The sequence below is a fragment of the Streptomyces sp. NPDC002809 genome (assembly GCF_040295435.1).
Lineage (GTDB): Bacteria > Actinomycetota > Actinomycetes > Streptomycetales > Streptomycetaceae > Streptomyces.
The window spans coordinates 1-26,311 of record NZ_JBEOVJ010000056.1 but is presented as its reverse complement, the minus strand read 5'-3'; the positions used below and the strand labels follow the sequence as shown (position 1 = coordinate 26,311).

General features: G+C 70.2%; 24 protein-coding genes and 1 riboswitch. Of the genes, 14 read left to right on the top strand and 10 right to left on the bottom strand.

The window, feature by feature from the left end; translation table 11 throughout:
• Position 1: 1 nt before the first annotated feature.
• Entirely contained in the window at positions 2 to 1,342 is a 1,341-nt protein-coding gene (aroA, locus tag ABT025_RS27360; protein WP_350999819.1) for a 3-phosphoshikimate 1-carboxyvinyltransferase, read from the bottom strand.
• A gap of 90 nt (positions 1,343 to 1,432) precedes the next feature.
• On the bottom strand, positions 1,433 to 2,146 hold the full coding sequence (locus tag ABT025_RS27355) for a M50 family metallopeptidase (protein ID WP_350999817.1): 714 nt from the start codon (positions 2,144 to 2,146) through the stop codon (positions 1,433 to 1,435).
• Between the two features lie 65 nt (positions 2,147 to 2,211).
• Between ABT025_RS27355 and ABT025_RS27350 the strand changes: the two genes are divergently transcribed.
• The 9 genes from ABT025_RS27350 (at position 2,212) to ABT025_RS27310 (ending at position 10,608) form a co-directional block, all read left to right on the top strand.
• Entirely contained in the window at positions 2,212 to 3,027 is an 816-nt protein-coding gene (locus tag ABT025_RS27350) for an SOS response-associated peptidase (protein WP_350999815.1), read from the top strand.
• Between the two features lie 47 nt (positions 3,028 to 3,074).
• Complete coding sequence (locus ABT025_RS27345) at positions 3,075 to 3,734, top strand: alpha/beta hydrolase family protein (RefSeq protein WP_350999812.1); 660 nt, start codon at positions 3,075 to 3,077, stop codon at positions 3,732 to 3,734.
• Between the two features lie 284 nt (positions 3,735 to 4,018).
• Positions 4,019 to 4,675, top strand: coding sequence for a sigma-70 family RNA polymerase sigma factor (locus tag ABT025_RS27340; protein ID WP_018105559.1), 657 nt, complete (start codon positions 4,019 to 4,021; stop codon positions 4,673 to 4,675).
• Positions 4,672 to 4,992 (top strand): mycothiol system anti-sigma-R factor, encoded by a 321-nt coding sequence (gene rsrA, locus ABT025_RS27335; RefSeq protein WP_350999809.1) that lies wholly within the window; start codon positions 4,672 to 4,674, stop codon positions 4,990 to 4,992. Before ABT025_RS27340 ends, rsrA begins: the two co-directional genes overlap by 4 nt.
• A 104-nt stretch (positions 4,993 to 5,096) precedes the next feature.
• On the top strand, positions 5,097 to 6,551 hold the full coding sequence (locus ABT025_RS27330; RefSeq protein ID WP_350999806.1) for an HD-GYP domain-containing protein: 1,455 nt from the start codon (positions 5,097 to 5,099) through the stop codon (positions 6,549 to 6,551).
• Positions 6,548 to 7,840 (top strand): metal-dependent phosphohydrolase, encoded by a 1,293-nt coding sequence (locus ABT025_RS27325; protein ID WP_350999804.1) that lies wholly within the window; start codon positions 6,548 to 6,550, stop codon positions 7,838 to 7,840. Before ABT025_RS27330 ends, ABT025_RS27325 begins: the two co-directional genes overlap by 4 nt.
• Before the next feature lie 91 nt (positions 7,841 to 7,931).
• Positions 7,932 to 8,924: a tetratricopeptide repeat protein gene (locus ABT025_RS27320; protein WP_350999801.1), complete on the top strand. Its 993-nt coding sequence runs from the start codon at positions 7,932 to 7,934 to the stop codon at positions 8,922 to 8,924.
• 149 nt (positions 8,925 to 9,073) lie between these two features.
• Positions 9,074 to 9,712, top strand: coding sequence for a peptide deformylase (gene def / locus ABT025_RS27315; protein WP_350999798.1), 639 nt, complete (start codon positions 9,074 to 9,076; stop codon positions 9,710 to 9,712).
• Positions 9,713 to 9,876: 164 nt separating this feature from the next.
• On the top strand, positions 9,877 to 10,608 hold the full coding sequence (locus ABT025_RS27310; RefSeq protein ID WP_350999796.1) for a D-Ala-D-Ala carboxypeptidase family metallohydrolase: 732 nt from the start codon (positions 9,877 to 9,879) through the stop codon (positions 10,606 to 10,608).
• 44 nt (positions 10,609 to 10,652) lie between these two features.
• Here ABT025_RS27310 and ABT025_RS27305 read toward each other — a convergent pair whose 3' ends face one another.
• Positions 10,653 to 12,557, bottom strand: a complete 1,905-nt coding sequence (locus ABT025_RS27305) for a glycoside hydrolase family 20 protein (RefSeq protein WP_350999793.1) — start codon at positions 12,555 to 12,557, stop codon at positions 10,653 to 10,655.
• A 104-nt stretch (positions 12,558 to 12,661) separates the two neighbouring features.
• Positions 12,662 to 13,636: a helix-turn-helix domain-containing protein gene (locus ABT025_RS27300; protein ID WP_350999790.1), complete on the bottom strand. Its 975-nt coding sequence runs from the start codon at positions 13,634 to 13,636 to the stop codon at positions 12,662 to 12,664.
• A gap of 81 nt (positions 13,637 to 13,717) precedes the next feature.
• Between ABT025_RS27300 and ABT025_RS27295 the strand changes: the two genes are divergently transcribed.
• Positions 13,718 to 13,930 carry a hypothetical protein gene (locus ABT025_RS27295; RefSeq protein WP_350999788.1) on the top strand — a complete coding sequence of 71 codons (213 nt, stop codon included), beginning with the start codon at positions 13,718 to 13,720 and terminating at the stop codon, positions 13,928 to 13,930.
• Here the strand turns inward: ABT025_RS27295 and ABT025_RS27290 are convergent.
• From ABT025_RS27290 to ABT025_RS27265, 6 genes are all read right to left on the bottom strand, one after another.
• Positions 13,927 to 14,934, bottom strand: coding sequence for a ribonucleotide-diphosphate reductase subunit beta (locus tag ABT025_RS27290; RefSeq protein ID WP_350999786.1), 1,008 nt, complete (start codon positions 14,932 to 14,934; stop codon positions 13,927 to 13,929). The genes ABT025_RS27295 and ABT025_RS27290 overlap by 4 nt on opposite strands.
• A 2-nt stretch (positions 14,935 to 14,936) precedes the next feature.
• Positions 14,937 to 17,315: a ribonucleoside-diphosphate reductase subunit alpha gene (locus tag ABT025_RS27285; RefSeq protein ID WP_350999783.1), complete on the bottom strand. Its 2,379-nt coding sequence runs from the start codon at positions 17,313 to 17,315 to the stop codon at positions 14,937 to 14,939.
• Positions 17,316 to 17,466: 151 nt separating this feature from the next.
• A riboswitch (adenosylcobalamin-variant (AdoCbl-variant) riboswitch) is annotated at positions 17,467 to 17,565 on the bottom strand.
• Positions 17,566 to 17,643: 78 nt separating this feature from the next.
• Positions 17,644 to 18,156: a GNAT family N-acetyltransferase gene (locus ABT025_RS27280; protein WP_350999780.1), complete on the bottom strand. Its 513-nt coding sequence runs from the start codon at positions 18,154 to 18,156 to the stop codon at positions 17,644 to 17,646.
• A gap of 117 nt (positions 18,157 to 18,273) precedes the next feature.
• Entirely contained in the window at positions 18,274 to 19,908 is a 1,635-nt protein-coding gene (gene mctP, locus ABT025_RS27275) for a monocarboxylate uptake permease MctP (protein ID WP_350999777.1), read from the bottom strand.
• Complete coding sequence (locus ABT025_RS27270; protein ID WP_350999774.1) at positions 19,905 to 20,159, bottom strand: DUF3311 domain-containing protein; 255 nt, start codon at positions 20,157 to 20,159, stop codon at positions 19,905 to 19,907. Before ABT025_RS27270 ends, mctP begins: the two co-directional genes overlap by 4 nt.
• A 257-nt stretch (positions 20,160 to 20,416) precedes the next feature.
• On the bottom strand, positions 20,417 to 21,190 hold the full coding sequence (locus ABT025_RS27265; protein WP_350999897.1) for a GntR family transcriptional regulator: 774 nt from the start codon (positions 21,188 to 21,190) through the stop codon (positions 20,417 to 20,419).
• A 305-nt stretch (positions 21,191 to 21,495) separates the two neighbouring features.
• Here ABT025_RS27265 and ABT025_RS27260 point away from each other — a divergent pair, with 305 nt between their 5' ends.
• The 4 genes from ABT025_RS27260 (at position 21,496) to ABT025_RS27245 (ending at position 26,220) form a co-directional block, all read left to right on the top strand.
• Positions 21,496 to 22,776 carry an extracellular solute-binding protein gene (locus ABT025_RS27260; RefSeq protein WP_350999770.1) on the top strand — a complete coding sequence of 427 codons (1,281 nt, stop codon included), beginning with the start codon at positions 21,496 to 21,498 and terminating at the stop codon, positions 22,774 to 22,776.
• Between the two features lie 85 nt (positions 22,777 to 22,861).
• A complete protein-coding gene (locus tag ABT025_RS27255) occupies positions 22,862 to 23,848 on the top strand; it encodes a carbohydrate ABC transporter permease (RefSeq protein WP_350999767.1) in 987 nt (328 codons plus the stop codon).
• A complete protein-coding gene (locus ABT025_RS27250) occupies positions 23,845 to 24,675 on the top strand; it encodes a carbohydrate ABC transporter permease (protein ID WP_350999765.1) in 831 nt (276 codons plus the stop codon). Before ABT025_RS27255 ends, ABT025_RS27250 begins: the two co-directional genes overlap by 4 nt.
• Positions 24,676 to 24,684: 9 nt before the next feature.
• A complete protein-coding gene (locus ABT025_RS27245; RefSeq protein WP_350999762.1) occupies positions 24,685 to 26,220 on the top strand; it encodes a glycoside hydrolase family 3 protein in 1,536 nt (511 codons plus the stop codon).
• Positions 26,221 to 26,311 lie beyond the last annotated feature (91 nt).

Here is a 26,311-nt window from a genome sequence, read left to right as displayed (position 1 = left end):
CTCAGGCCCCGAGCATTCCGGTCCACATCTGCGGGAAGTCGGGCAGGGTCTTGGCGGTCGTCGCCACGTTCTCGATCTCCACTCCGGGGACGGCAAGGCCGATGATCGACCCCGCGGTGGCCATCCGGTGGTCGTCGTACGTATGGAAGGTACCGCCGTGCAGCGGTCGCGGCCGGATGTGAAGTCCGTCCGCGGTCTCGGTGACGTCGCCGCCCAGCTCGTTGATCTCCTTGGTGAGCGCGGCCAGCCGGTCCGTCTCGTGCAGGCGCAGATGGGCGACGCCGCTCAGGGTGGAGGGGGAGTCCGCCAGGGCCGCGACGGCCGCGATGCCCGGGGTCAGCTCGCCGACCTCGCCGAGGTCGACGTCGATGCCGTGGATCCGGCCCGAGCCGGTGAACGTGAGCCCGTGCTCGGTCAGCTCGCAGCTGCCGCCCATCGCGGTGAAGATCTCGCGCAGCGCGTCACCGGGCTGCGTGGTGCGCAGCGGCCAGTCCGGAATGGTGACCCGGCCACCGGTGACCAGTGCCGCGGCCAGGAACGGCTGGGCGTTGGAGAGGTCCGGCTCCACGGTCAGGTCACGGCCGAGCAGCGCCGAGGGGGAGACCCGCCAGACGTTCGGCTCGCCGCCCGTCTCCGGCTCGTCGACCTGGGCGCCGACGGCCCGCAGCATGTCGACCGTCATCCGGATGTGTGGCATCGAGGGGAGCCGGGCGCCGGTGTGACGTACCTCGACGCCCTGGTTGAAACGCGGCGCCGACAGCAGCAGCGCCGAGACGAACTGGGAGGACGAGGAGGCGTCGATCGCCACCGGCCCGCCGTCCAGCGCTCCGCCGCCGTGCACGGTCATCGGGAGGGAGCCGCGGCCGTCGTCGTCGATCCGGGCGCCGAGCACACGCAGGGCGTCGATCACCCCGGTCAGCGGGCGCTCGTAGGAACGGGGGTCGCCGTCGAAACGGACCGGGCCGTTGGCCAGGGTCGCCACCGGGGGCAGGAAGCGCATGACCGTACCGGCGTTGCCCACGTCGACGGTCACGGGGCCGTGCAGGCCGGCCGGGATCACCCGCCAGGCCTCGCCCGAACCGTCCGGGCCGCCGGCGACGGACGAGCTGGAGGACACCGTCTCCTCGATGCCGACGCCCATCGCGCGCAGCGCCTCGGCCATCAGCAGGGTGTCGCGGGAGCGCAGCGGGCGGCGCAGCCAGCCGGGCTCGGATGAGAGTGCGGCGAGCACCAGTGCGCGGTTGGTGACCGACTTCGATCCGGGCACGGTGACGGTCGCGTCGACGGCTCCGCTCGCGTGAGGGGCGGGCCAGAGGGCGGGGTGCACGGAACTTTCGGTCATGGAGCTCACTTTAGTGGCTCATCGCAACCCAGGATTTTGATCAAAAGCAACGAAACCGGTGCGTAATGCAGGAGTGGTAGGGGATGAAGCTCACACACCCAGCAGCCAGCGGCCGCCGCCGATGAGTGAGCAGAGCGACACCGCGTGGAACAGGAACAGCCACAGCACGGGCGGCACGTCCGTCAGCCGGGCCAGCTGGTCCGCGTCCGAGTCCGGCGCTCCGCCGTGCCTCCGCTTGGACTGCAGCTCGAACGCCGGGCGCACGCCGCCCAGCAGCAGGAACCAGACCGCGCTGTAGGCGAACAGCGACTGCCAGGCGGGCGAGGCCAGCCACGACATCAGCAGGAAGAGCGAACCGGTGAGGATCACCGTCAGCGCCCCGTACACATTGCGGATCATCACCAGCATCACCGCGAGCAGCGCCGTGGCCACCCACAGCAGCAGCGTGATCCGGCCGTTCACCAGCAGCCAGGCACCGCCCAGCCCCAGCAGCGAGGGCGCGGTGTAGCCCGCCGCCGCGGTCAGGACCATGCCGATCCCGGTCGGCTTGCCGCGGCTCACCGTCAGTCCGCTGGTGTCCGAGTGCAGCCGGATGCCCGAGAGCTGCCGGCCGGTGAGCAGGGCGACCAGCCCGTGGCCGCCCTCGTGGGCGATGGTGATCGCGTTGCGTGACAGCCGCCATATGAAGTTCGGTACGACGGCGACGAGCGCCGCCGTGGCGGTCACCACGACCAGCCACTGCTCCGGGGCGGGCTGGGTGCCGACGATGCGCTCCCACAGGTTGCCGATATCGGTGCTGTCCATGGCGTGGGCGGCTCCTTGCGCTGTTGGCATCCGGTCGGGATGACGATCGTGGCAGTCTGGCACTTATGTGCGGACGGTATGCAGCGAGTCGGCGGCCCGAGGATCTGACCGGACTCTTCCAGGTGGAGAAGTGGGAACCGGCCGAGACGCTGGAACCCGACTACAACGTGGCGCCGACCAAGGAGGTCTACGCCGTACTGGAACGTCCGGTGAAAGACGCCGATGACCAGCGTCCGGTTCGCCAGCTGCGCGCCCTGAAATGGGGGCTCGTCCCCTCCTGGGCCAAATCACCGGAGGGCGGCGCCCGGATGATCAACGCCCGCGCCGAGACGATCCACGAGAAGCCGTCCTTCCGCCGCCCCTTCGTCTCCCGGCGCTGCATCCTGCCGGCCGACGGCTATTACGAGTGGGTGACCGGTACCGAGGAGCGGCAGCTGGAGGAGAAGGGCCGCAGGAAGCGCCCCCGCAAGCAGCCGTACTTCGTGACCCCCGCCGACGGATCGGTCTTCGCCATGGCCGGTCTGTACGAGTTCTGGCGTGACCGGACACTGCCGGACGACCATCCCCAGGCCTGGTGGGTCACCTGCTCGGTGATCACGACCGAGGCGGAGACGAGCCCGCTCGCCGTCGCGCCCGCCGAGGGGCCGGCCGCGCTCGCCGACATCCACCCCCGGATGCCGCTGATGCTGACCCCGGACCGCTGGGACGACTGGCTGGACCCCTCCCGCACCGACGTCGAGGAACTGCGGGGGCTGCTCACGCCCCCGCCCGGCGGCCTGATGCGGGCCTATCCGGTGGCGACCGCCGTCAGCAACGTCCGCAACAACGGTCCCGAGCTGCTGGAGGAGTTGGCGGCACCCGAGGTGAGCACCCTCTTCTGACACCGGGACTGCGCCGGTACCGGCCCGGCCGGACCGGTCTTGGTTGGATGGCTGTTGTGAAACCCACCGGCACAGCACCGCACACCGAGACGGTCGACACCGACACCGGGACCGCCCGGATCACCTGGGCCCCCGCACGCGACCCGCGCCTCCTGCTCGCGCTCGGCCACGGAGCCGGTGGCGGAATCGAGGCCCGTGACCTGCGGGCCCTGGCCGCCGCGCTGCCCGCGCAGGGGGTGAGCGTCGCCCTGGTGGAGCAGCCCTGGCGGGTCGCCGGGAAGAAGCTCGCGCCCGCCCCGAAGACCCTGGACACCGGCTGGCGCGGCCTGTGGCCGGCGCTGACGGCCCCCGGGCTCCCGGTCGTCGCCGGCGGGCGCAGCGCCGGGGCCAGGGTGGCCTGCCGCACCGCGGCCGGGCTCGGCGCCCGCGCGGTTCTGGCGCTCAGCTTCCCGTTGCACCCCCCGGGCCGCCCGGAGAAGTCCCGCGCGGACGAACTCCTGGCCGCCGGTCTCCCCACTCTCGTCGTCCAGGGCGGCAACGACCCGTTCGGCAGGCCCGCCGAATTCCCTCCGGGGGAGTACCGGATGGCCGAGGTGCCGCACGGGGACCACGGCTTCGCCGTACCGAAGAAGTCGGGACTGACCGAGGTCCGGGCCATGGAGATCCTCACCACGTCCGTGGCCGGATGGCTGGCCGGAATCGGCTGAACCGGTACGGGCTCCGGACCCGGGAATGTTGGACGGGGGGCCACTGTTGTTCGGGACGTCGGTACACCAACGTCGTATGTGGAGAGGGAGTCCGTCGCATGGGTTCGACCATCTGCCCGCGTCGCTCGAACGCCGCTGACCTGGAGTGGACGGTGCTGCATGCGGCCAAGACCACTCCCGAGCGGGCCATGAGCGGATCGGATCGACAGCCCGCGTCGGACCAAGGTCGACTATTCTCCGATTCGAGCGGGTCCGGTTTCGGCTCCGCCACAGCGTTGGAGGAGGTGGGTCCGGTCACTGGGACCGACACAGGGACCGACGACGGCCGCCCGCAGGAGACGACCGCCGAGCGCAACGCGCGCTTCGAGCGTGACGCCCTCGGTTTCCTCGACCAGATGTACTCGGCCGCGCTGCGCATGACGCGCAACCCCGCGGACGCCGAGGACCTGGTCCAGGAGACGTACGCCAAGGCGTACGGCTCCTTCCATCAGTTCCGTGAGGGCACCAACCTCAAGGCGTGGATGTACCGCATCCTCACGAACACCTTCATCAACTCGTACCGCAAGAAGCAGCGCGAACCCCAGCGCAGTGCCGCCGAGGAGATCGAGGACTGGCAGCTTGCCCGTGCCGAGTCGCACATGTCGACCGGTCTGCGCTCCGCCGAGTCCCAGGCCCTCGACCATCTGCCCGACTCCGATGTGAAGTCTGCGCTGCAGGCGATCCCCGAAGAGTTCCGCATCGCGGTTTATCTTGCCGATGTAGAGGGCTTTGCCTACAAGGAGATCGCGGACATCATGGGGACTCCCATCGGTACGGTGATGTCCCGACTGCACCGGGGCCGCCGTCAACTGCGCGGCATGCTGGAGGACTACGCCCGTGACCGCGGGCTCGTCCCGGCGGGCGCCGGTGAGTCGGACGATCGGAAAGGCTCGGGCTCATGAGCTGCGGAGAGCCGCACGAGACGGAGTGCGCTGAGGTACTCGATCACCTCTACGAGTTCCTCGACCGGGAGATGCCCGACAGCGACTGCACCAAGTTCGAGGTGCACTTCGGCGAGTGCTCCCCCTGCCTGGAGAAGTACGGGCTGGAACAGGCCGTGAAGAAGCTGGTCAAGCGCTGCTGCGGTCAGGACGACGTGCCGTCCGACCTGCGCTCGAAGGTGATGGGGCGGATCGACCTGATCCGGTCCGGGCAGGCGGTGCCGGAACAGGACGTCACGGTCTCCGACACCGAGCTGCCTGCCGCGGCCAAGGAGTGACGCATCACCCGAACGTGCTAACCGCAGCCGTCGGCACTCGGCCGGGACGCCCAACTCGCTAGCCTGACGCCTTCATTGGCGATGCTGGGGGGCGGGCGGAACGGGTGAGAGCCACACGCGGCGCGGCGCGGGCGTACATCCTGGCCGTCGCGCTCGGCGCCGCCCTGTGTGTCCTGCCCGCGCTGCGTCCCGGCGCGGGCACCCCGTGGACCACCCTGGGACTGCTCGCCGGGCTCTACCTCGTCTGCGAACTGCCCGGCCGCTGCCCCTTCTTCGGCAGCTCCGTGCCGATCAGCGCCGGATCGTTCTTTCCCCTGCTGCTCGTGGCGGCCTTCCTGCTGCCGCCCCCGGCCGCCGCGCTGGTGGCGATCCCGGGCTCGCTCGTCGGCCGGGTGGAGCCGCCCGCCGCCGCGCGCCGGATCTGGCGGGCCGGCCGGCTGCCCGTCACCGTCTGGGCGGCCTCGTCCGTGCACTCCCTGCTCGGCGGTCCCGCGGCGCTCGGCGGCCCCGGGCCCGGGCGGCTGCCCGACCTCCCGTACGCCCTGCTGCCCGCCTGCGCCGCCGCGCTGGCCTTCAGCCTCGTACTGACCCTCCTGGACGGGTCCATCCTCGCCGCGGCCGAACAGCTGCCCCTGAGACGTGCCTGGAGCGGGCTGCTGCCGCGCTCGCTGGGACCGCACCTGGTGCACGGCCTCGCGGGGCTGATGATGGCGATCCTCTGGAACAGCTCGTACGGGCCGCCGGCCGCGCTCTTCGTCCTGCTGCCGATGTACATCTCCTGCTGGGTCTTCGCCCAGTACCACCGCGAACACGCCGCGCACCGCGCCACGATCAGGGCCCTGGTGCAGGCCGTCGACATCAAGGACACCTACACCAGGGGGCACAGCGAGCGGGTGGGGCGCGCGTCCGTGCTCATCGCCCAGGAGCTGGGCATGGCGCAGGAGCGGATCGAGGTGCTCCGGTTCGCCGGCATCCTGCACGATGTCGGAAAGCTCGGTGTGCCGACGCGGGTGCTGCGCAAGGACGGGCCGCTGACGCCGGAGGAACGCCGGGTGATCGAGCTGCACCCGGAGTACGGACACGAGATCGTCCGCGGCATCGGCTTCCTCGGTGAGGCCCGGGCCGCGATCCTGCACCACCACGAACGGCTCGACGGCAGCGGGTACCCGTACGGGCTGACCGGCCGCCGGATCCCAGAGTTCGCCCGCGTCGTCGCCGTGGCTGACGCGTTCGACGCGATGACTTCCACCCGCTCCTACCGGCCGGGCCGCCCGGTGCCGGTGGCCGTGGCGGAGCTCAAGCGCTGTGCCGGCACCCAGTTCGATCCGCAGATGGTCCGGGCGCTGGCGCGGGGTCTGGAACGGCACGGGTGGTCGGGGGCGGCGACGGCCGTGACGGCGGACGAGGCGCGGGTCCCGCCGCCGCGGGCCGAGGGCGCGGACGATGTCCGGGGCGGGGGCACCGGGGCCGTCCGGGGGCCGGCCTGTCCTCAGCCGCCGGAGGGGCTCGACGCGGGTGCTGCGTCTTCGCCGGCAGGGCTGCCGGACAGGCCCCGGTGAGCCCGCGGTGGGTCCGGCTGCCGCCCGCCGTCCTGGCGGTACGCGGCGCCGCGCTCGCGCTCGCCGCCGCCGGGCTCGGGCACACCCTCTGGCACGGCGTCCGTGAACCCGGTCACGCCCTCGCCTTCGGGGTGCTCGTCACAGTCGGTGAGCTGGCCCGCTGGGGCGCCCAGCCGGGGGAGCGGGAGCCCGCGCCGCTCGGTGCCGCAGGCGCACTCGCCTACGCCCTGCTCGGGAGCAGCGGCGGGGAGCCCACCAGCCACGGTGCCCTCCAGGTGATCGCCGTGCTCGTCGCGGCGCAGCTCGTCGCCTCCGTGCCCCATGTCGCGCGCGGCAGCGGGCCCGGCCCCGACCAGGTGGCCCGCCGGATCCTGACCGTGGCGTTCGCGGCAGTCTGTTTCCAGCCGCTGTACAACTCCGGCCGCTGCGCGAGCTGGTTCGGTGACGGCCCGGACTACGCGGCCTTCCTGCTCGTGCTGCTCGGCCTCACCGCCCTGTGCGACGCCGTGCTGGGCGCCCTGCTGCTGCGGGCCCGCACACTGCCGCGCAGCCTCCGCGCGGTGGGCGCCACCCCCGTCCCGTACGGACCGCTGCTGCGCGACGAGCTGAGGGCGCTGAGGGGCATCGGATCGGCGGTCTGCGCGACCGGCGCGGTGATGGCGCTCGGGGTCGCCGTGGCCGGTCTGTGGGCGCTGCCCGTCCTGTGCGTACCGCTGCTGCTCACCCAGGTCTCCTTCCGCCGGTTCGCCGCCGTGCGGACCACCTACCGGCAGACCATCGCCTCGCTCGCCCGGTCCACCGAGATCGCCGGGTACACCCCTCCCGGCCACGCCCGCAGGGTGGCGGCGCTCTGCACGGCCGTCGGGCGCGAGATGGGCCTCTCCGGGCCCGAGCTCACCGTCCTGGAGCACGCGGCGCTCATGCACGACATCGGCCAGCTCTCGCTCGTCGATCCGGTGCCGGCCGGGGCGACCGCCGTCCTGCCGGCCGCAGAGCAGCGCCGGATCGCTCTGCTGGGCGGTGCGGTGGTCCGGCAGACCGGGGTGGACACGGAGGTCGCCGTCGTCGTGGAGCAGCAGGCGGACCCCTACCGGGAGCAGCCGCTGGCCGCCAGGATCGTCCGGGCGGTCAACGCATACGACGACCTGTGCGGGGAAGGTCTCAGCGGGCCGCTCGGCGCACTGGAACAGCTCAGGCTCGGGACCGGCCGTGATTACCAGCCCCAGGTCGTGGAGTCGCTCGCCAGGGTTCTGGCCAGGGGCGGTCTGACCCCCGTCCCACCTGGGTAACCCATGGGTAATGAGCGGGCGTCCGGCCGGGCATGGTTGGATGCGAAGAGAGCGGAAAAACGAGGGTGTCCAGTCGGGACAGGCGGGAATCGTGAGGATCTTCGGGAAGGTACGGCATCGGCCCTCCGCCTCTTGGCGGCAGGCCACGGACCGCGCGTTCACGCTGATCGGCGACGGCCGGTACGAGGACGCGGGCGCACTGCTGACGCGCGCGGCGGATTTGGAGCCCTGGCTCTCGGAGTCGTGGTTCAACCTGGCGCTGCTGCACAAGTTCCGGCACGACTGGGAACAGGCGAGGGCCGCGGGCCTGCGGGCTGTCGCGCTGCTGGACAAGCAGTCCGGCGCTCCTGACTGGTGGAATGTGGGGATCGCCGCCACCGCGCTGCAGGACTGGCCGCTGGCCCGCCGGGCCTGGCAGGCGTACGGGCTGAAGGTGCCCGGCGGCGGGCAGCAGACACCGGCGTCGGGCAGTGAGCCCGTCGGCATGGAGCTGGGCAGCGCGGCCGTGCGGCTGTCGCCCGAGGGCGAGGCCGAGGTCGTCTGGGGCCGCAGGCTGGATCCGGCACGGATCGAAGTGCTGTCGATCCCGCTGCCGTCGTCCGGGCGGCGCTGGGGCGAGGTCGTGCTGCACGACGGGGTCCCGCACGGCGAGCGGATCACCGCGGCCGGGCCCTCGTACCCCGTGTTCGACGAGATAGAGCTGTGGGCCCCGTCTCCCGTCCCCACCTGGGTGGTGCTCCTCGAAGCGGCCACCGAGGCGGACCGGGACGCGCTGGAGCAGCTGGCGTCCGACGCCGGCTTCGCCGCCGAGGACTGGTCGTCGTCCGTCCGGCTGCTGTGCCGGGCCTGTTCGGAGAGCCGGATGGAGAGCGACGAGGGCGACGGCGAGCACCTCGACCCGCACGACCACAGCGAGCCGGGCCATCCCGGTCCGCTGGGCCACCGCACCGCCGGCGAGCTGTGGGTGCCGGAGCGCGAGTGCGGTCTCGCGGCCCCTGCGGGGCTGGTGCGCGGGCTGCTCGACGGCTGGGTGGCGGACAGCCCGGACAGCCGTGAGTGGCGGGATCTCGAAGAAGTCTGCTGACAGCTGCCCGCACGACCTCATCCACGGTTGGCAGCGGTGTCGCGGGAGGTCGTTAGGCTGTACGCGCACCGATTCCGGTGCTCGGGTGCCCGGGTTCTCGCGAGCCGCGGATCCCGGGGTCCAGGTTGTGAGGAAGGCGTACGGCGGACATGGCGCAGCAGGAGACGGACGAGCAGATCAGCGTCGACGAGGAAGGTTTCCTCATCGACACCGAGGACTGTGAGGCGCGTGAGGCGGCACACCGCGAGCGCGGCACCTCCCGCCCGATCACGGTCGTGGGCAATCCGGTCCTGCACAAGGAGTGCAAGGACGTCACCGCGTTCGACGACGAGCTGGCCCAGCTGATCGACGACATGTTCGCCAGCCAGCGGACGGCGGAGGGCGTGGGCCTGGCCGCCAACCAGATCGGGGTCGACCTCAAGGTCTTCGTCTACGACTGCCCGGACGACGACGGGGTCCGGCACACGGGCGCCATCTGCAACCCGGTGCTCGACGAGCTGGCGCCCGAGGAGCGCGTCCTGGACGACTCCAACGAGGGCTGCCTCTCGGTCCCGACGGCGTACGCCTCGCTGGCCCGCCCGGACTACGCGGTGGTGCGCGGCCAGGACGCCAAGGGCAACCCGGTCAAGGTGCGCGGCAACGGCTACTTCGCCCGCTGCCTCCAGCACGAGACGGACCACCTGTACGGATACCTGTACATCGACCGGCTCTCCAAGCGCGACCGCAAGGACGCGCTGCGCCAGATGGCGGAGAACACCCCGCGCTACGAGATCGTCCAGAACGACTGATCCGGCCGGACACGCATGCTTCGAGGGGCCCTGTCCCGGTACGCCGGGGTGGGGCCCCGCCGCGTTCCGTGACCTTCAACTCGCGTTCTCCCGTGCATAGTTGACGCGCGTCGACTCGTCCGACAGGCTGTCGCTCCACACCTTCACGGCGTAGGGAGCCCCCCATGCTCAGACGTTCCGCACGACTCCTGCTCGGCCTTGTCATGACCATGGCTTTCGCCTTGGGCGGGGCAGTGGTCACCGCAGGTACCGCACAGGCCGACGGCTGTTACACCTGGACCCGCACCCTTGCCCCGGGCGCCTCCGGCAACGATGTCGTCCAGCTCCAGATCCGTGTGGCCGGATACCCCGGATACAACTCCGTACTCGCCATCGACGGCGCCTACGGGCCCGCCACCACCGCCGCCGTCAAGCGCTTCCAGGCCGCCTACGGACTGGCCGCCGACGGCGTCGCGGGCCCCGCCACCCAGTCCAAGCTCTACGCGCTCCAGGACAACGACTGCACGCCCATCCACTTCACGTACGCCGAGCTCAACCACTGCAACAGCACCTGGGCGGGTGGTGCCGTCGCGGCGGGCACGGCGAAGGCCAACGCGCTGAGCACCATGTGGAAGCTGGAGGCGCTGCGCCACGCGCTCGGCGACCGCCCCATCACCGTCAACAGCGGCTTCCGCTCCACGTCCTGCAACAGCGCGGTCGGCGGGGCGTCGAACAGCCGGCATCTGTACGGCGACGCGGCCGACCTGGGCGGGATCGCCTTCTGCACCCTGGCCCAGCAGGCCCGTAACCACGGATTCAACGGGATCCTCGGCCCGGGCTACCCGGACCACAACGACCACGTCCACGTGAACCAGGGCCCCAGCCACTACTGGTCCGCGCCGAACTGCGGAATCTGACACGTCTGTGGGGCCCGCCGCACCGGCGGGCCCCACAGGTGTGATCAGGCGGACTTCGCCGTCAGGCGCGTCCCGCCCGTCGTCTGCACCGCGGCGCCGTCCGAGGACCGCTCCGTCAGCCGGAGTTGCGAGACGGCGTTGCGGAGGACCAGGGCGCCCGCTCCGGCGTCCAGCTGCCAGCGCTGGGTGCGCGCGGACGCGGAGCAGGTCCCGAGCGACAGCTCGGCCCCCACCTCCAGCGGAGCGCCCAGGTACTTCTTCCCGCGCACCGCGTCCAGGCACAGGCCGCTGTCCGCGGACCTCACGGTGTAGTACCCGTCGGCGGTCGCCGTCAGCGTCCAGGCGGCCTTCGGGCCCCTGGCCAGCGAGACCCCGGCGTCCGCGCCGGGCGCCAGCGCCTTCGCGCCCGCGGTCAGCCGGTACGTACCGTCCGTCAGCGGGGTGCGGTCGGTGTTGTCCCAGCCGGGGGCGTGCCCGATCCGGCGGGCCAGCGTCTCGAAGCCGGCGTACGTCTCACTGGGCTTCGGGCCGCCCCAGGTGGCCTGCGCGATGAAGCGCAGCGGCATGAAGACCTTCGCCTCGACCTCGTTCTCGGTCTCGGCCGCCGCGCTGTCCGGCCACAGGCTGATCTTCGCGCCGGTCAGGTTCGCCGCCGTGGCCGGTAGTGTCTGGCCCTCGAAGCGCAGGGGCGTCCAGTCGCTCTCGTACAGCTTCTGGGTCTGCATCGTGAAGCCGCCGCGCACCAGGTACAGCGCGTACGCGGAGTTCATCACCGGCCGGCCCTCGGCCAGCAGCGCGGACGGCTGCTGGATGGCTCCGCCGCCCAGCCAGTGCTCGACGGTGATGTCGCGGTCGAGCGGGACGACGCTGTTGCGGCCGACGAGTCCGTCGTTCCAGATCCGCAGCGACCGGCCGTCGGCCTTCACGTGCGCGTTGACCTGGTTGATGAAGTCGACGAAGAGGTCGTCGGGGGTGGCCGTGGCGCCGAACCTCGCGGTCGCGGCCGTCTGCAGCTGCGGATAGTTCGGGTACGAGGAGCCGATCATGTACTCGTCGGCGCCCATGTGCCAGGTGCGGGTGTCCCACACATCGAGGGCCTCGTCCACCATCGAGGTGTAGTACGCCAGCGCCTCGGGTCGTGAGATGTCCAGCCGGGGCGGCGACGCGAGGCCGTCCTTGTCCTTGAGCTGGAGCTCCGGATGGTTCTCCAGGTACGTGTCCATGTGGCCGGGGGAGTTGATCTCCGGCACCAGGTCGATGTGGTACTTCTTCGCCATCGCGACCAGGGCACGGACCTGCGGCTTGGTGTAGTAGCCCCAGAACGCCGACTCCGGGTCGGTGTCGCTCCTCACCTTCGCCTCGATCCAGAGCTGGTTGAGCTTCTGGGAGGCCATGTCCTTCATCAGCCGCTCGAACCAGGGGAGCGAGACGTTGATGTAGCAGGCGCAGACCCCGACCCCGCGCTCGCGGTACGCGGGCACGTCGGTCGCCGAACCGCGCGCGGCCCGGCCGTCGTCGTTCAGCAGCTGCAGTACCGTGCGCGAACCGTAGAACACCCCGGTCGACGTCGCGGCGGTGACCGTGACGCGGTCGCCGACGTCGAGACGGTAGCCCTCCGCGCCCAATGTGCCCTTCAGCGAAGGGTCCTGGCGCAGCACGATGTCGCCGGAACGAGCCTTGCCCCGGGACACCGCGGCCTTCCCCGCCAGCTCGCCCGCGAACCGCGCCGCGTCGGACGCGGTGCGCTGCTCGCGCACCCCGTCCAGCACGATCCTGGCCCGGTCGGTGAGGGTGAACTCCCCCTCGCCGGACTGCCACTGCCGGAGCGAGGGCAGCACCTCGGGCGGCGGTGCCGCGGCGGCACCGTCCTCGGCCGAGGCGCTCTGCAGCGGCAGCAGAGTGGCGGCGAGCGCGGCCACCACGGCACCGATGGTCCTTCGTTTAGCCATGCGGATGTCCATGCGCCCGACCCTGGCGCGCCGACGACGGACCGGTCCATGGACAGGTGAAGGAATCGGTTGGACGAATGATCCGACGTCAGATCTATGAATGATCAGGCGACTTCGGTCAATTCGGTCGGGCCGCGGAAGGTCCGCCGGTACGCGTTCGGCGTGGTGCCGAGGGAGCGTACGAACTGATGGCGGAGCGCGGCGGCGTTCCCGAAGCCGGTCTGCCCGGCGATCGTGTCCATCGTTTCATCGGATGTCTCCAGGAGGTGCTGGGCCAGGAGCACGCGCTGGCGCAGCAGCCAGCGGTACGGCGTGGTGCCCGTCTCCTGCTGGAAGCGGCGGGCGAAGGTGCGTGGCGACATGTGCGCCTGGGCGGCCAGCTGCTCGACGGTCATCTCCTGGGCGAGGTGGCGCTCCATCCAGGCGAGCGTGCCGCCGACCGTATCGCAGCGGGTGCGGGGCAGCGGGCGCTGGATGTACTGCGCCTGGCCGCCGTCACGGTGCGGCGGCACCACCATGCGGCGGGCGATGGTGTTGGCGGCGGCGGTCCCGTAAGCCTGGCGGACCAGATGCAGACAGGCGTCGATCCCCGCGGCCGTGCCGGCCGACGTGATGACCGGGCCCTCGTCCACGTACAGCACGTCCGGCTCGACGACCGCCCGCGGAAAGCGGCGGGCCAGCTCGTCGGCGTGGCGCCAGTGGGTGGTGCAGCGCCGCCCGTCCAGCAGTCCGGCCGCGCCCAGTACGTACGCCCCCGAGCAGACGCTCAGCACCCTGGCCCCGCGGTCCACTGCCCGGCGCAGCGCCTCCAGGACCTCCTCGGGGTACTCCCGGTCCACGAAGTGGGTGCCGGCCGGGACGGCGATGAGGTCGGCCTCCTCCAGGCGGTCCAGGCCGTGGGGGGTGGTGATGGTGAATCCGGCATGGGTGCGGAGTACCGGGCCCTCGGCGGAGACCACGGCGAAATCGTGCACCGGCAGTCCCTCCTCGCTGCGGTCGAGTCCGAACACCTCGCACAGGACCCCGAGTTCGAAGGGGTTCACATCGTCGAGCAGCAGGGCGGCCACGTTTTTCAGCATGACCTCAGTGTGGCAGTAATTCGATGCTCCATGACAGTCCTGCCACTGCCGCGATCGGCCCGGACCGGCGAGAGTAGAGGCATGAACACATTCCTGAACGTCCTTGGCATTTCCGCCGTTTTCGCTCTCGTTCTGCTGCCGGTGCTGGTCGGCATCGCCCGCGAACGCCGCATCGGCCTTGAGCTGCGGGAGGCGGAACGGGCCCGGAGCGCCGAACCCCCGCGAACGGCGGACGCCGCACAGCCGGTGAGGGCCGCACGGCGTCCGTACGTCAGAACCTGGGCGCGAATCTAGAAGTCGTCGTCGAAGCCGACGGTGCCCTCGACGGCCACCTGGTAGGCGGACGGGCGGCGCTCGAAGAAGTTCGTCAGTTCCTGGACGCCCTGGAGCTCCATGAACGAGAAGGGGTTCTCCGATCCGTACACCGCCGGGAAGCCCAGCCGGGTGAGCCGCTGGTCGGCGACGCACTCCAGGTACTGGCGCATCGAATCGGTGTTCATGCCGGGCAGGCCCTCGCCGCACAGGTCACGGCCGAACTGCAGCTCCGCCTCGACGGCCTCCTTCAGCATGTCGGTGACCTGCTGCTGGAGGGCGTCGTCGAAGAGCTCCGGCTCCTCCTTGCGGACGGTGTCCACGACCTCGAACGCGAAGTTCATGTGCATCGTCTCGTCACGGAACACCCAGTTGGTGCCCGTGGCGAGGCCGTGCAGCAGCCCGCGCGAGCGGAACCAGTACACGTAGGCGAACGCGCCGTAGAAGAACAGTCCCTCGATGCACGCCGCGAAGCAGATCAGGTTCAGCAGGAAGCGACGGCGGTCGGCCTTCGTCTCCAGCCGGTCGATCTTCTCGACCGAGTCCATCCACTTGAAGCAGAACTGCGCCTTCTCGCGGATCGACGGGATCTCCTCGACCGCGTCGAACGCGGCCGCCCGGTCGTCCGGATCGGGCAGGTACGTGTCGAGCAGCGTCAGATAGAACTGGACGTGCACGGCCTCCTCGAAGAGCTGCCGCGACAGGTACAGCCGCGCCTCGGGGGAGTTGATGTGCTTGTACAGGGTCAGTACGAGGTTGTTGGAGACGATCGAGTCACCGGTCGCGAAGAACGCGACCAGCCGGCCGATCATGTGCTGCTCGGCGGGCGACATCTTGGCGAGGTCCGCCACGTCGGAGTGGAGGTCGACCTCCTCCACGTGCCAGGTGTTCTTGATCGCGTCCCGGTAGCGCTCGTAGAAGTCCGGGTAGCGCATCGGCCGCAGGGTCAGTTCGAAGCCCGGGTCGAGAAGGTTCTTGTCACGCATGATTACTGGCACGCCTCGCAGGACTCGGGGTTTTCCAGGGAACAGGCGATCGCGTCCGCGTCGGGCGCGGGTGCCTGCTCGGGGATCGGGGCGGCGGACGCCGCGCGGGCGATCCGGGTCGCCGGGCGGGAGCGCAGGTAGTACGTCGTCTTCAGCCCCTGCTTCCAGGCGTACGCGTACATCGAGGAGAGCTTGCCGATCGTCGGCGTCTCCAGGAACAGGTTCAGCGACTGGCTCTGGTCGAGGAACGGCGTACGGGCCGCCGCCATGTCGATCAGTCCGCGCTGCGGGATCTCCCACGCGGTGCGGTACAGCGCCCGCACCTCCTCGGGGATCCAGGCGAAGCCCTGCACCGAACCGCTCGCCTCGCGCAGCGCCTCACGGGTCCGCGCGTCCCACACGCCGAGCTTCTTCAGCTCGTCCACCAGATACGCGTTGACCTGGAGGAACTCACCGCTGAGCGTCTCGCGCTTGAAGAGGTTGGAGACCTGCGGCTCGATGCACTCGTACACGCCCGCGATCGAGGCGATCGTCGCCGTCGGCGCGATGGCCAGGAGCAGCGAGTTGCGCATACCGGTCTTCGCGACCCGGGCGCGCAGGGCGTCCCAGCGCTCCGGCCAGTTCAGCTCGGTGTCGTAGTGGTCCGGGTGCAGCACACCGCGGGCGGCACGCGTCTCGGACCAGGCGGGCAGCGGTCCCGAACGCTCGGCGAGGTTGCAGGACGCCTCGTACGCCGCGAGCATGATGCGCTCGGAGATCTTCGTCGACAGGGCGCGGGCCTCGGGGGAGTCGAACGGCAGCCGCAGCTGGAAGAAGACGTCCTGCAGGCCCATCGCGCCCAGCCCCACCGGACGCCAGCGGGCGTTGGACCGGCCGGCCTGCTCGGTCGGGTAGAAGTTGATGTCCACGACCCGGTCGAGGAAGGTCACGGCCGTACGCACGGTGGCGTCCAGGCGCTCCCAGTCGATCGCGCCGTCGGCGACGAACGCGCCGAGGTTGACCGAGCCGAGGTTGCAGACGGCAGTCTCGCCGTCGTCCGTGACTTCGAGGATCTCGGTGCACAGGTTCGAGGAGTGCACGACCCGGCCCGGCTCGGCGGTCTGGTTCGCGGTCCGGTTGGAGGCGTCCTTGAACGTCATCCAGCCCTGACCGGTCTGGGCGAGGGTCCGCATCATGCGGCCGTAGAGCTCACGGGCCGGCATGGTCTTGCGGGCCAGGCCCTTGGCCTCGGCCGCGCGGTAGGCGGCGTCGAACTCGTCGCCCCACAGGTCGACCAGCTCGGGCACGTCGGCCGGGGAGAACAGCGACCAGGTGCCGTCCGTGTCCACGCGGCGCATGAACTCGTCGGGGATCCAGTGCGCCAGGTTGAGGTTGTGCGTACGCCGCTGGTCCTCGCCCGTGTTGTCGCGCAGCTCCAGGAACTCCTCGATGTCCGCGTGCCACGTCTCCAGATAGACGGCGGCGGCACCCTTGCGCCGGCCGCCCTGGTTGACCGCGGCGACGGAGGCGTCGAGCGTCTTCAGGAACGGGACGATGCCGTTGGAGTGCCCGTTGGTGCCGCGGATCAGGGAACCGCGGGCGCGGATCCGGGAGTACGAGAGGCCGATGCCGCCCGCGTGCTTGGAGAGGCGCGCCACCTGGTGGTAGCGGTCGTAGATCGAGTCCAGCTCGTCCAGCGGCGAGTCCAGCAGATAGCAGGAGGACATCTGCGGGTGCCGGGTGCCGGAGTTGAAGAGCGTGGGGGAGGAGGGCAGGTAGTCCAGCCGGCTCATCAGACCGTACAGCGCGGCGACTTCGGCCAGGGCGCGCTCGGAGGTGTCCTCGGCGAGCCCGGAGGCGACGCGCAGCATGAAGTGCTGCGGCGTCTCGATGACCTGCCGGGTGAGCGGGTGGCGCAGCAGATAGCGGCTGTGCAGGGTGCGCAGGCCGAAGTAGCCGAAGCGGTCGTCGGCGCCGGCGGCGAGCGACTGCCCGACCAGCGCGTCCAGGGCGGCAGCGTGGAGCGTCACGAACTCGGCCGTGCGGTCCGCGATCAGGCCCTCGCGGTGCCCGACGGCAACCGATGCGGAGAACGATGTCGCGCCCTGCCCGGCCGCCTCGTCCGCGATGGTGCGGGTGAGGAGACGGGCGGCGAGCCGGGAGTAGGCGGGGTCCTCGGAGATCAGGCCCGCGGCGGCCTCGGTGGCCAGCGAGCGCAGCTCCGCCTCGTCCGACCGGGCGTTACGGCCGCGCAGTGCGGCGGCGGCGACGCGTCCGGGGTCGGTGTCGGGCAGATCGGCGGTGAGGTCGGTCAGGGTCCGCAGCAGTGCGGTCCCGGGTCCGTCGCTCGTGGTTCCCGTTGATTCGGCCGCTGAAACCGGATCGGCTGGCGCGATGGTCACGCGGTGCTCTCCCTCGCTCGGCTCGGGGCCTTCGGGGAGCGGGGGCAGCCGGGCGGAGCGGGACCCGGCAGGGCAGCGCTCCGTGCGGCGTCCACCGGCCCATCCACGAGGCCCGGACGTCTGGGCATCCGGATCGGTCGAGCCGGATGCGCTGTCGGCAGGTCCTCGGACTGGGGGGTGCGCAAAAGCACACCGAACACACCGTTGCGGGACAGTTCCGGATTCGCACCGGATTTCCCTGCGGCGACAGCGAGCACGAGCATACATGTGGGGGCTGCCGGATGCGGCAGCCCCCACATGTTGTGTCGTACGAGATCTTGGTGCGCCCTTACGGCAGGGGCCGGAGGTCCAGACGGTACGTCAGCAGCTTGAGGTCGTCGATGGGATTCCAGTCCCTCTCGGGCGTCCGTACGAAGCCGAGGCGCCCGTAGATCCTATGGGCTCCGAGCATGGCCGGCTGCGTCGACAGGACGAGCCCCGTGACCCCCGCGGTGCCCCGTGCGCGGTCGATACAGGCCCGTACGAGCGCCTCGCCCGCCCCGGCGCCACGGGCCTCGCGGGAGACCGCCAGCATCCGGAACTCGGCCTCGTCCGCGGCCGCGATGTCGGCCCACGGGTTGCCCGGCCGGGCGTAGGTGACCCCGCCCAGGACGCGGCCCCGCGCGTCGGCGGCCACCAGCACCTCGGCCTCGGCGGCCCTGCGGGGTACGTCGCGCAGCTGCTCCAGGTACGGATCGTCGGCGCCGTAGTCCAGGAGCCCGTCACCGAGATAGGCCTCGGCGGTGATCTCGCCGAGGAGCGCGTGCTCGGCGGGTTCGACCGGCCGGATAGCTATGTCCATGGGCGGAAGTCTGCCGTACCGGCGGCCCGTGGCCGCATGCGATTTCCGCGGGACGCGTGAACGGGCCGCCGCACCCCTCCCGGGAGGCGTGCGGCGGCCCGTTCACGTACGTGGCGGTCAGTGGCCGCCCGGCGCACCGGCGGTGGCCGGCGGGAGCTCCGTCTTCACGCCCGGGTCGCCCGAGTCCGCGGTGTAGTCACCCGGGGAGGTCTCGTCGACCCCGACGGGCGCCTTCACGGCGTTCAGGACGAAGGTGAGGACGACGACCACCACGACGTTCAGCACGAAGGCCGTCAGTCCGATGTAGCCGATCTCGCCGAGGCCGGGGATCTCCTTGGAGGACCCGCCGAAGTGGCTCTGGGTCGGGCTGGCGACCCCGTACGCGGCGGCCGTTCCGTAGACCATGCCGACAGCCCAGCCCGCGAGGAGCGCCCAGCGGTGGAACCACCGGGTGAACAGCCCGCCGACCAGGGCCGGCATCGTCTGGAGGATCCAGATCCCGCCGAGCAGCTGGAAGTTGATCGCGACCGTCTTGTCCATGGTGAGGACGAAGGCGAGCGCGCCGACCTTCACCAGGAGCGACACCAGCTTGGAGACCTTGGTCTCCTGCGCGGGCGTCGCGTCGGGTTTCAGGAAGTCCTTGTAGATGTTGCGGGTGAACAGGTTCGCCGCGGCGATCGACATGATCGCGGCAGGCACCAGGGCGCCGATCCCGATGGCGGCGAAGGCGACGCCCGCGAACCAGTCGGGGAACATGTTCTCGAACAGCTGCGGGATCGCCAGCTGGCCGTTGTCCACCTTGACGCCGGCGGCGATCGCCATGAAGCCGAGCAGCGCGAGCAGCCCCAGCATCAGCGAGTACAGCGGCAGGATCGTCGTGTTGCGGCGGATCACGTCACGGCTGCGGCTGGAGAGCGTCGCCGTGATCGAGTGCGGGTACATGAAGAGCGCCAGCGCCGAGCCCAGGGCCAGGGTGGCGTAACCCCACTGGCCCGCCGCTCCGGGCGCGAGTCCGGCCACCGGTTTGCCGGCCGCCTCGTTCTTCGCCGAGAACGCCTCGCCCGCCTTGGCGAAGATGTCGTCGAAGCCGCCCAGCTTGATCGGGATGTAGATGATCGCCACGGCGATGACCAGGTAGATCAGGCCGTCCTTGACGAACGCGATCAGCGCCGGGGCGCGCAGGCCGGAGGAGTACGTGTACGCGGCGAGCACCGCGAACGCGATCAGCAGCGGAAGGTCCTTGACGAACCAGTGGGTGTTCTCGCCGCCTCCGACGCCCATCACATCCAGAACCGCCTGGATACCGACGAGTTGGAGTGCGATGTAGGGCATCGTGGCGAGGATGCCGGTGACGGCGACCGCCAGCGAGAGCCCCTTGGAGCCGAAGCGGCCGCGGACGAAGTCCGAGGTGGTGACGTAGCCGTGCTTGTGCGACACCGACCACAGGCGCGGCAGGAAGGTGAAGATCAGCGGGTACACCAGGATGGTGTAGGGCACCGCGAAGAAGCCGGCCGCGCCCGCCGTGTAGATCGCCGCGGGAACGGCGACGAAGGTGTACGCGGTGTAGAGGTCGCCGCCGAGCAGGAACCAGGTGACCCAGGTGCCGAACGACCTTCCGCCCAGCCCCCATTCGTCGAGGCTGGCCTCGTTCTCGGCCTTGCGCCACCGGGCGGCCATGAAGCCGACGACCGTGACGGCCAGGAAGAAGAAGATGAAGACGCCGAGTGCGACGCCGTTCACGCCGTCCTTCATGCTGACGCACCCCCCTTGCGGGCGCGCTGGTCACGCTGCCACAGCTTGTACGCGAGCATCGTGAGCGCCGTCGAGATCAGCACCCAGAGCATCTGGTACCAGTAGAAGAACGGGATCCCGATGAAGGTCGGGTCGACCTTGGCGTACGAACTCACCCAGAGCATCGCCACGAACGGCGCGATGAGGCAGAGGGCGATGACCACCCTCATGGGTGTGACTGTGGGTGGTTTTCCTTCTGGTTCTTCCGGCATGGCGGCGACTCCGTCCCCTCGCTGAGCACCTGGTGTAATGCGCAGGAAATCTAGGCGAGGGTTCCGCCCACCGTCACCCCCTGTCCGCATTGCGGTCCGACAACGGTCCTTCGGTTTCGGACAGTTGGTCGCAATGGCCTCAAACGTCGGAGAGTTGGTCCAGGCCAACCGGCGGGCGGGGGGCTCGCGGGGCAGCGAACAGCCCCCGTGGGAACGGTTCCACGAGGGCTGTGCGGATGGGCGGTGACGCGGACGGATCAGTCCAGCGGCCGCTTCAGGCGGGCCACGAACTTGTAGCGGTCGCCCCGGTAGACCGAGCGCACCCATTCGACCGGCTCACCCTGCCCGTCCAGCGAGTGCCGGGACAGCATGAGCATCGGCAGACCCACGTCCGTACCGAGCAGGCCGGCCTCGCGGGGGGTGGCCAGGGAGGTCTCGATGGTCTCCTCGGCCTCGGCCAGCCGTACGTCGTACACCTCGGCCAGGGCCGTGTAGAGAGACGTGTACTTCACCAGCGAACGCCGCAGCGCGGGAAAGCGTTTGGCCGAGAGGTGGGTGGTCTCGATCGCCATCGGCTCACCGCTCGCCAGGCGCAGTCGCTCGATCCGCAGTACGCGGCCACCCGTGGTGATGTCCAGGAGTCCGGCGAGCATGTCGTCGGCCGTGACGTAGCCGATGTCCAGTAGCTGGGACGTCGGTTCCAGTCCCTGGGCGCGCATGTCCTCGGTGTACGAGGTCAGCTGCAGGGCCTGCGAGACCTTCGGCTTGGCGACGAAGGTGCCCTTCCCCTGGATGCGCTCCAGCCGGCCCTCGACGACCAGTTCCTGGAGGGCCTGGCGCACGGTGGTGCGCGAGGTGTCGAACTCGGCGGCCAGGGTCCGCTCCGGGGGCACGGGAGTGCCCGGCGGCATCGTGTCCGTCATGTCGAGCAGATGCCGCTTCAGCCGGTAGTACTTCGGGACGCGCGCGGTACGTGTACCCACGCCCGAGCCCGTCTCGTTCTCCGTACTGCTGCCCCCGTCGGCACCCATGGCCCGCCTTCCCGACTGCTGCGTTGCTGCCGTCACCGGCTCCTCCGTCTGTAGCGGCTCACATGGTGGCACGGTCCGGTCACGGCTCGTCGCCCTCCCTCAGGTGTCGGTCCTGTAACGGACGCGAGTGCACTTCTTATACACCCTTGACACCCCTAAAGGTCTAGGCCAAGCTCCCGGTACTGGTCTAAACCATTAAAGACCAGGTCCCAGCCCCACGGGCAGTACCCGTCGTACGTAATTGTGCGACGGACGGCGTTCTCGGGTGGTGGGGGGAATTCTCTTGCATCCCTGAGGAGGGTGTCGTGAAGCGCGGACTCATCGCGGCTATTGGTGTCGTGGCTCTGCTGGCCGGTGCCACTGCCTGTGGCTCGGACGACAAGGCCGAAAGCGGCAAGAAGACCGGCCCCGACAGCTACAAGGGCCAGACGCTGACCGTCTGGGCCATGGACGGCTCGACGCCTCCCGGCTGGACCAAGGACCTGACCGCCGCCTTCAAGAAGAAGACCGGCGCCACCTTGAAGTTCCAGACCCAGAAGTGGGACGGCATCCAGCAGAAGATCACGACGGCTCTCTCCGAGTCGACCCCGCCGGACGTCATCGAGGTCGGCAACACGCAGACCCCGGCGTACGCGGCCACCGGCGGCCTCGCCGACCTGAGCGACCTCAAGAAGGAGATCGGCGGCGACTGGGTCGAGGCACTCAACGAGTCCTCGGTCTTCGACGGCAAGCAGTACGCCGCCCCGTGGTACTTCGCCAACCGCGTCGTCATCTACAACAAGAAGGTCTGGGCCGACGCCGGCATCACGGACACCCCGAAGACGCGGGACGAGTTCTTCAAGGACCTGGAAGCCATCAAGAAGAAGGGCAAGGCCGAGCCGATCTACCTGCCCGGCCAGAACTGGTACTTCTTCGACGGCCTGACCATCGGTCAGGGCGCGGACCTGGTGAAGAAGGAAGGGGACAAGTACGTCTCCAACCTCGCCGACCCCAAGGTCACCGCGGCCATGGAGCTCTACAAGAAGTACCAGGCCTACTCCAAGGCCCCCAAGGACAAGGACGAGGCCACCCCGCAGCAGGCCGAGGTCTTCGCCAAGGGCAACGTCGGTGCCTTCATCGGCATGGGCTGGGAAGCCGGCACGGCCATCGCGGCCAACAAGAAGATCGAGAGCGACATCGGCTACTTCACCATCCCGGGTGAGACCGCCGACAAGCCCGAGGGCGTCTTCCTCGGTGGCTCGAACTTCGCGGTCGCCGCGGGCAGCAAGAAGCAGGACCTCGCCAAGGAGTTCCTGAAGCTCTCCCTGTCCGACCAGTTCGAAGGCCAGCTGGCCAAGGAGAACGGCGTCATCCCGAACAAGGAGTCGCTCAACTCCAACCTGGTCGGAAACGGCGCCGCCGAGGCTGCCGCCCCGGCCGCCGCCGCAGGCGGCACCACCCCGCTCATCCCCGAGTGGGCCGCTGTCGAGAACGCGCCGAACCCGATCAAGAGCTACATGACCGCGGTTCTGAACGGGAAGTCCCCGGCCGACGCCGCCAAGGCGGTCGAGGCGGAGATCAACAAGCGTCTCTCGCAGAAGAGCTGATCGCACGCGCCGGGGGGCGGGCAATGACCGCCCCCCGGCGCACCCGCGTGACTCGACCGTACGGCCCAAGACAGAGATGGCGAGCATGTCAGTGCAGACCGAAAAAGTGGACTCGGTCCCGGCAGCCGGCGTCCGCAAGGATGACGCGCCTTCCGGCGGCCCCGCCGCATCGAGCAAGGAGCGGTCCGGTGGCTCCGCCCCCTACCTCCTCCTCCTGCCCGCACTGCTCGTCACAGCGGTGCTCCTGGGCTACCCCCTGGTCAAGAACGGCATGCTGTCGTTCCAGAACCTCAATCCGCGCCAGCTGATCCTCCACCTGACCGAGTGGAACGGCGTCGACAACTACAAGGAAGTCCTCGGCAGCTCGGACTTCTGGAGGGTTGTCGAGCGGTCGGTCGTCTTCACCGCCGCCAACGTCGTCCTGATCATGGTGCTCGGGATGCTGATCGGTCTCCTGCTCGCACGGCTGGGCAAGCGGATGCGGCTGGTGCTCATGCTGGGCCTGGTGCTGGCCTGGGCCATGCCGATGATCGCGGCGACCACGGTCTACCAGTGGCTGTTCGCCCAGCGGTTCGGAGTCGTCAACTACGTCCTCGACGGCCTCGGCTGGCACTCGATGGCCGACTTCAACTGGACGAGCAGTCAGCTGTCCACGTTCTCGCTGGTCACCCTGGTGATCGTCTGGCAATCCATCCCGTTCGTGGCGATCAACCTGTACGCCGCGTCGACGACGATCCCCAAGGAGCTGTACGAGGCCGCCTCCCTCGACGGCGCCAACTCCTGGAAGAGCTTCACCCTGGTGACGCTCCCGTTCCTCAAGCCGTTCCTGCTGGCCACGACGTTCCTCGAAGTCATCTGGGTCTTCAAGTCCTTCGCCCAGCTCTTCGCGATCAACGGCGGCGGCCCGGACCGGCTCACCGAGACCCTGCCCGTCTACGCGTTCGTCGAAGGCGTCGGCAACCAGCACTTCGGCATGGGTGCGGCCATCTCGTTCCTGACGATCATCGTCCTGCTGGCGATGACCGGTTACTACCTGCGCACCGTACTCAAGCAAGAGGAGGACGAGCTGTGAAGCGCTCACTGTTCGGCCGGATCTGGCCCAACCTGACGGCTGTCGTCCTCTTCATAGGCTTCGCCTTCCCCGTCTACTGGATGTTCAGCACGGCCTTCAAGCCGACCGGCGACATCATCACGGACACCCCGGTGTGGTTCCCCACCGACATCACCTTCAGCCACTTCAAGAAGGCCATGGCGGCCGACCACTTCTGGACCCTGGTCGGCAACTCGTTCACGGTGACGATCCTCTCCGTGGTCGCCTCACTGGTGATCGCGCTGCTGGCGGCGTTCGCGATGTCGCGCATGCGCTTCAAGGGGCGCCGCGGCATCCTGCTGACGTTCATGATCGCGCAGATGGCGCCCTGGGAAGTCATGGTCATCGCCATCTACATGCTGGTCCGCGATGCCGACATGCTGAACAGCCTGGTGCCGCTGACGGTCTTCTACATGATGATGGTCCTGCCCTTCACCATCCTGACGCTGCGTGGCTACGTCGCCGCGGTGCCGAAGGAGCTGGAGGAGTCCGCCATGGTCGACGGCTGTACCCGCCCGCAGGCGTTCAGGAAGGTGATCCTGCCGCTGCTCGGTCCCGGCCTGATGGCGACCTCGCTCTTCGGATTCATCACCGCCTGGAACGAGTTCCCCCTCGTCCTCATCCTCAACAAGGACATCGAGTCCCAGACCCTGCCGCTCTGGCTCTCGCAGTTCCAGACCGCGTTCGGTGACGACTGGGGGGCGACCATGGCTGCCTCCTCGCTCTTCGCCATCCCGATCCTGATCCTCTTCATCTACCTCCAGCGCAAGGCCGTCAGCGGTCTTACCGATGGCGCCGTGAAGGGATAACGCCGCGTCATGACCACCCTCATCTCCACCACGGACACCGTCACCCGTGACGCCCTCGCCGTCCTGCAGCCGGGCTTCACCGGCACCACCGCCCCGGACTGGCTGCTGCGCCGGGTCGGCGAAGGACTCTCCTCCGTCGGTCTGTTCGGCCGGAACATCGAGACCCCCGAGCAGCTTGCCGCGCTCACCGCGCAGCTCCGCGCCGAGCGGGACGACGTGCTCGTCGCCATCGACGAGGAGGGCGGCGACGTCACCCGGCTGGAGGTGCGTCATGGCTCGTCCTTCCCCGGCAACCTGGCGCTCGGCTCCGTCGACGACGTCGCACTGACCCGCGCCGTCGCCCAGGAGCTGGGCCGCCGGCTCGCCGACTGCGGCGTCAACCTCAACTGGGCGCCCTCCGCCGACGTCAACTCCAACCCCGGCAACCCGGTGATCGGGGTGCGGTCCTTCGGCGCCGACCCCCACCTGGTCGCCCGCCACACCGCCGCGTATGTCGAGGGCCTCCAGGCCGCCGGCGTGGCCGCCTGCACCAAGCACTTCCCGGGGCACGGCGACACCGCGGTCGACTCGCACCACGCGCTGCCCCGCATCGACGTGGACCTGGAGACCCTGCACGCCCGTGAGCTGGTGCCCTTCCGGGCGGCCATCGCAGCGGGTTCCAAGTCGGTGATGAGCGCGCACATCCTGCTGCCCGCGCTCGACCCGCACCGCCCGGCGACCCTGAGCCCGCAGATCCTGACCGGTCTGCTGCGCGAGGAGCTGGGTTACGGCGGCCTGATCGTCACCGACGCCGTGGAGATGCAGGCCATCGCCTCGACGTACGGGATCGAGCGCGGCTCGGTCCTCGCGATCGCGGCGGGCGCCGACGCGCTCTGCGTCGGCGGCGGTCTCGACGACGACAGTACGGTCCTGCGCCTGCGCGACGCGCTGGTCGCGGCGGTCCGTGCCGGTGAACTGCCCGAGGAGCGGCTGGCGGACGCCGCCGCCCGCGTACGGGCCCTCGCGTCCTGGACGCAGCGGGCCAGGGGGGCTGCCCCGGAGCCGGGCGCGGCAGCGCAGGAGGGGACCGCGTCCGGCACCGGAAACAGCACGGGTATCGGCTCGGACATCGGTCTGACCGCCGCCCGCCGCGCCGTGAAGGTGACCGGCTCGGGCGAGCCGCTCACCGGACCGGCGTACGTCGCCGCGTTCACCCCGGTCGCGAACATCGCGGTCGGCGACGAGACCCCGTGGGGCGTCGCCGCCGAACTGGCCCGGCTGGTGCCGGGCACCGGGACCGACACGTACAGCAGCGAGACCGGGGCGACCGCGGCCGGTGTGCTGCGGGCCGCGGGGGAGCGGCGCATCGTCGCGGTCGTCCGCGACGCGCACCGCCACCCGTGGATGACCGAGGCCCTCGACGCGGTGCTGGCGGCACGTCCGGACACGATCGTGGTCGAGATGGGCGTCCCCCAGGCCGAACCCAGGGGAGCCCTGCACATCGCCACCCACGGCGCGGCCAGGGTCTGCGGCCGCGCGGCGGCGGAGGTCATAGCCGGCCGCTGACCCACCCCGGCCGGCGCACGCGAGCCCGGCGGGGGGGGTAGGGGGCGGGCCCGGGGCGGCTGCTCCCCGGCGGCGGACACCGGGGGCCGGA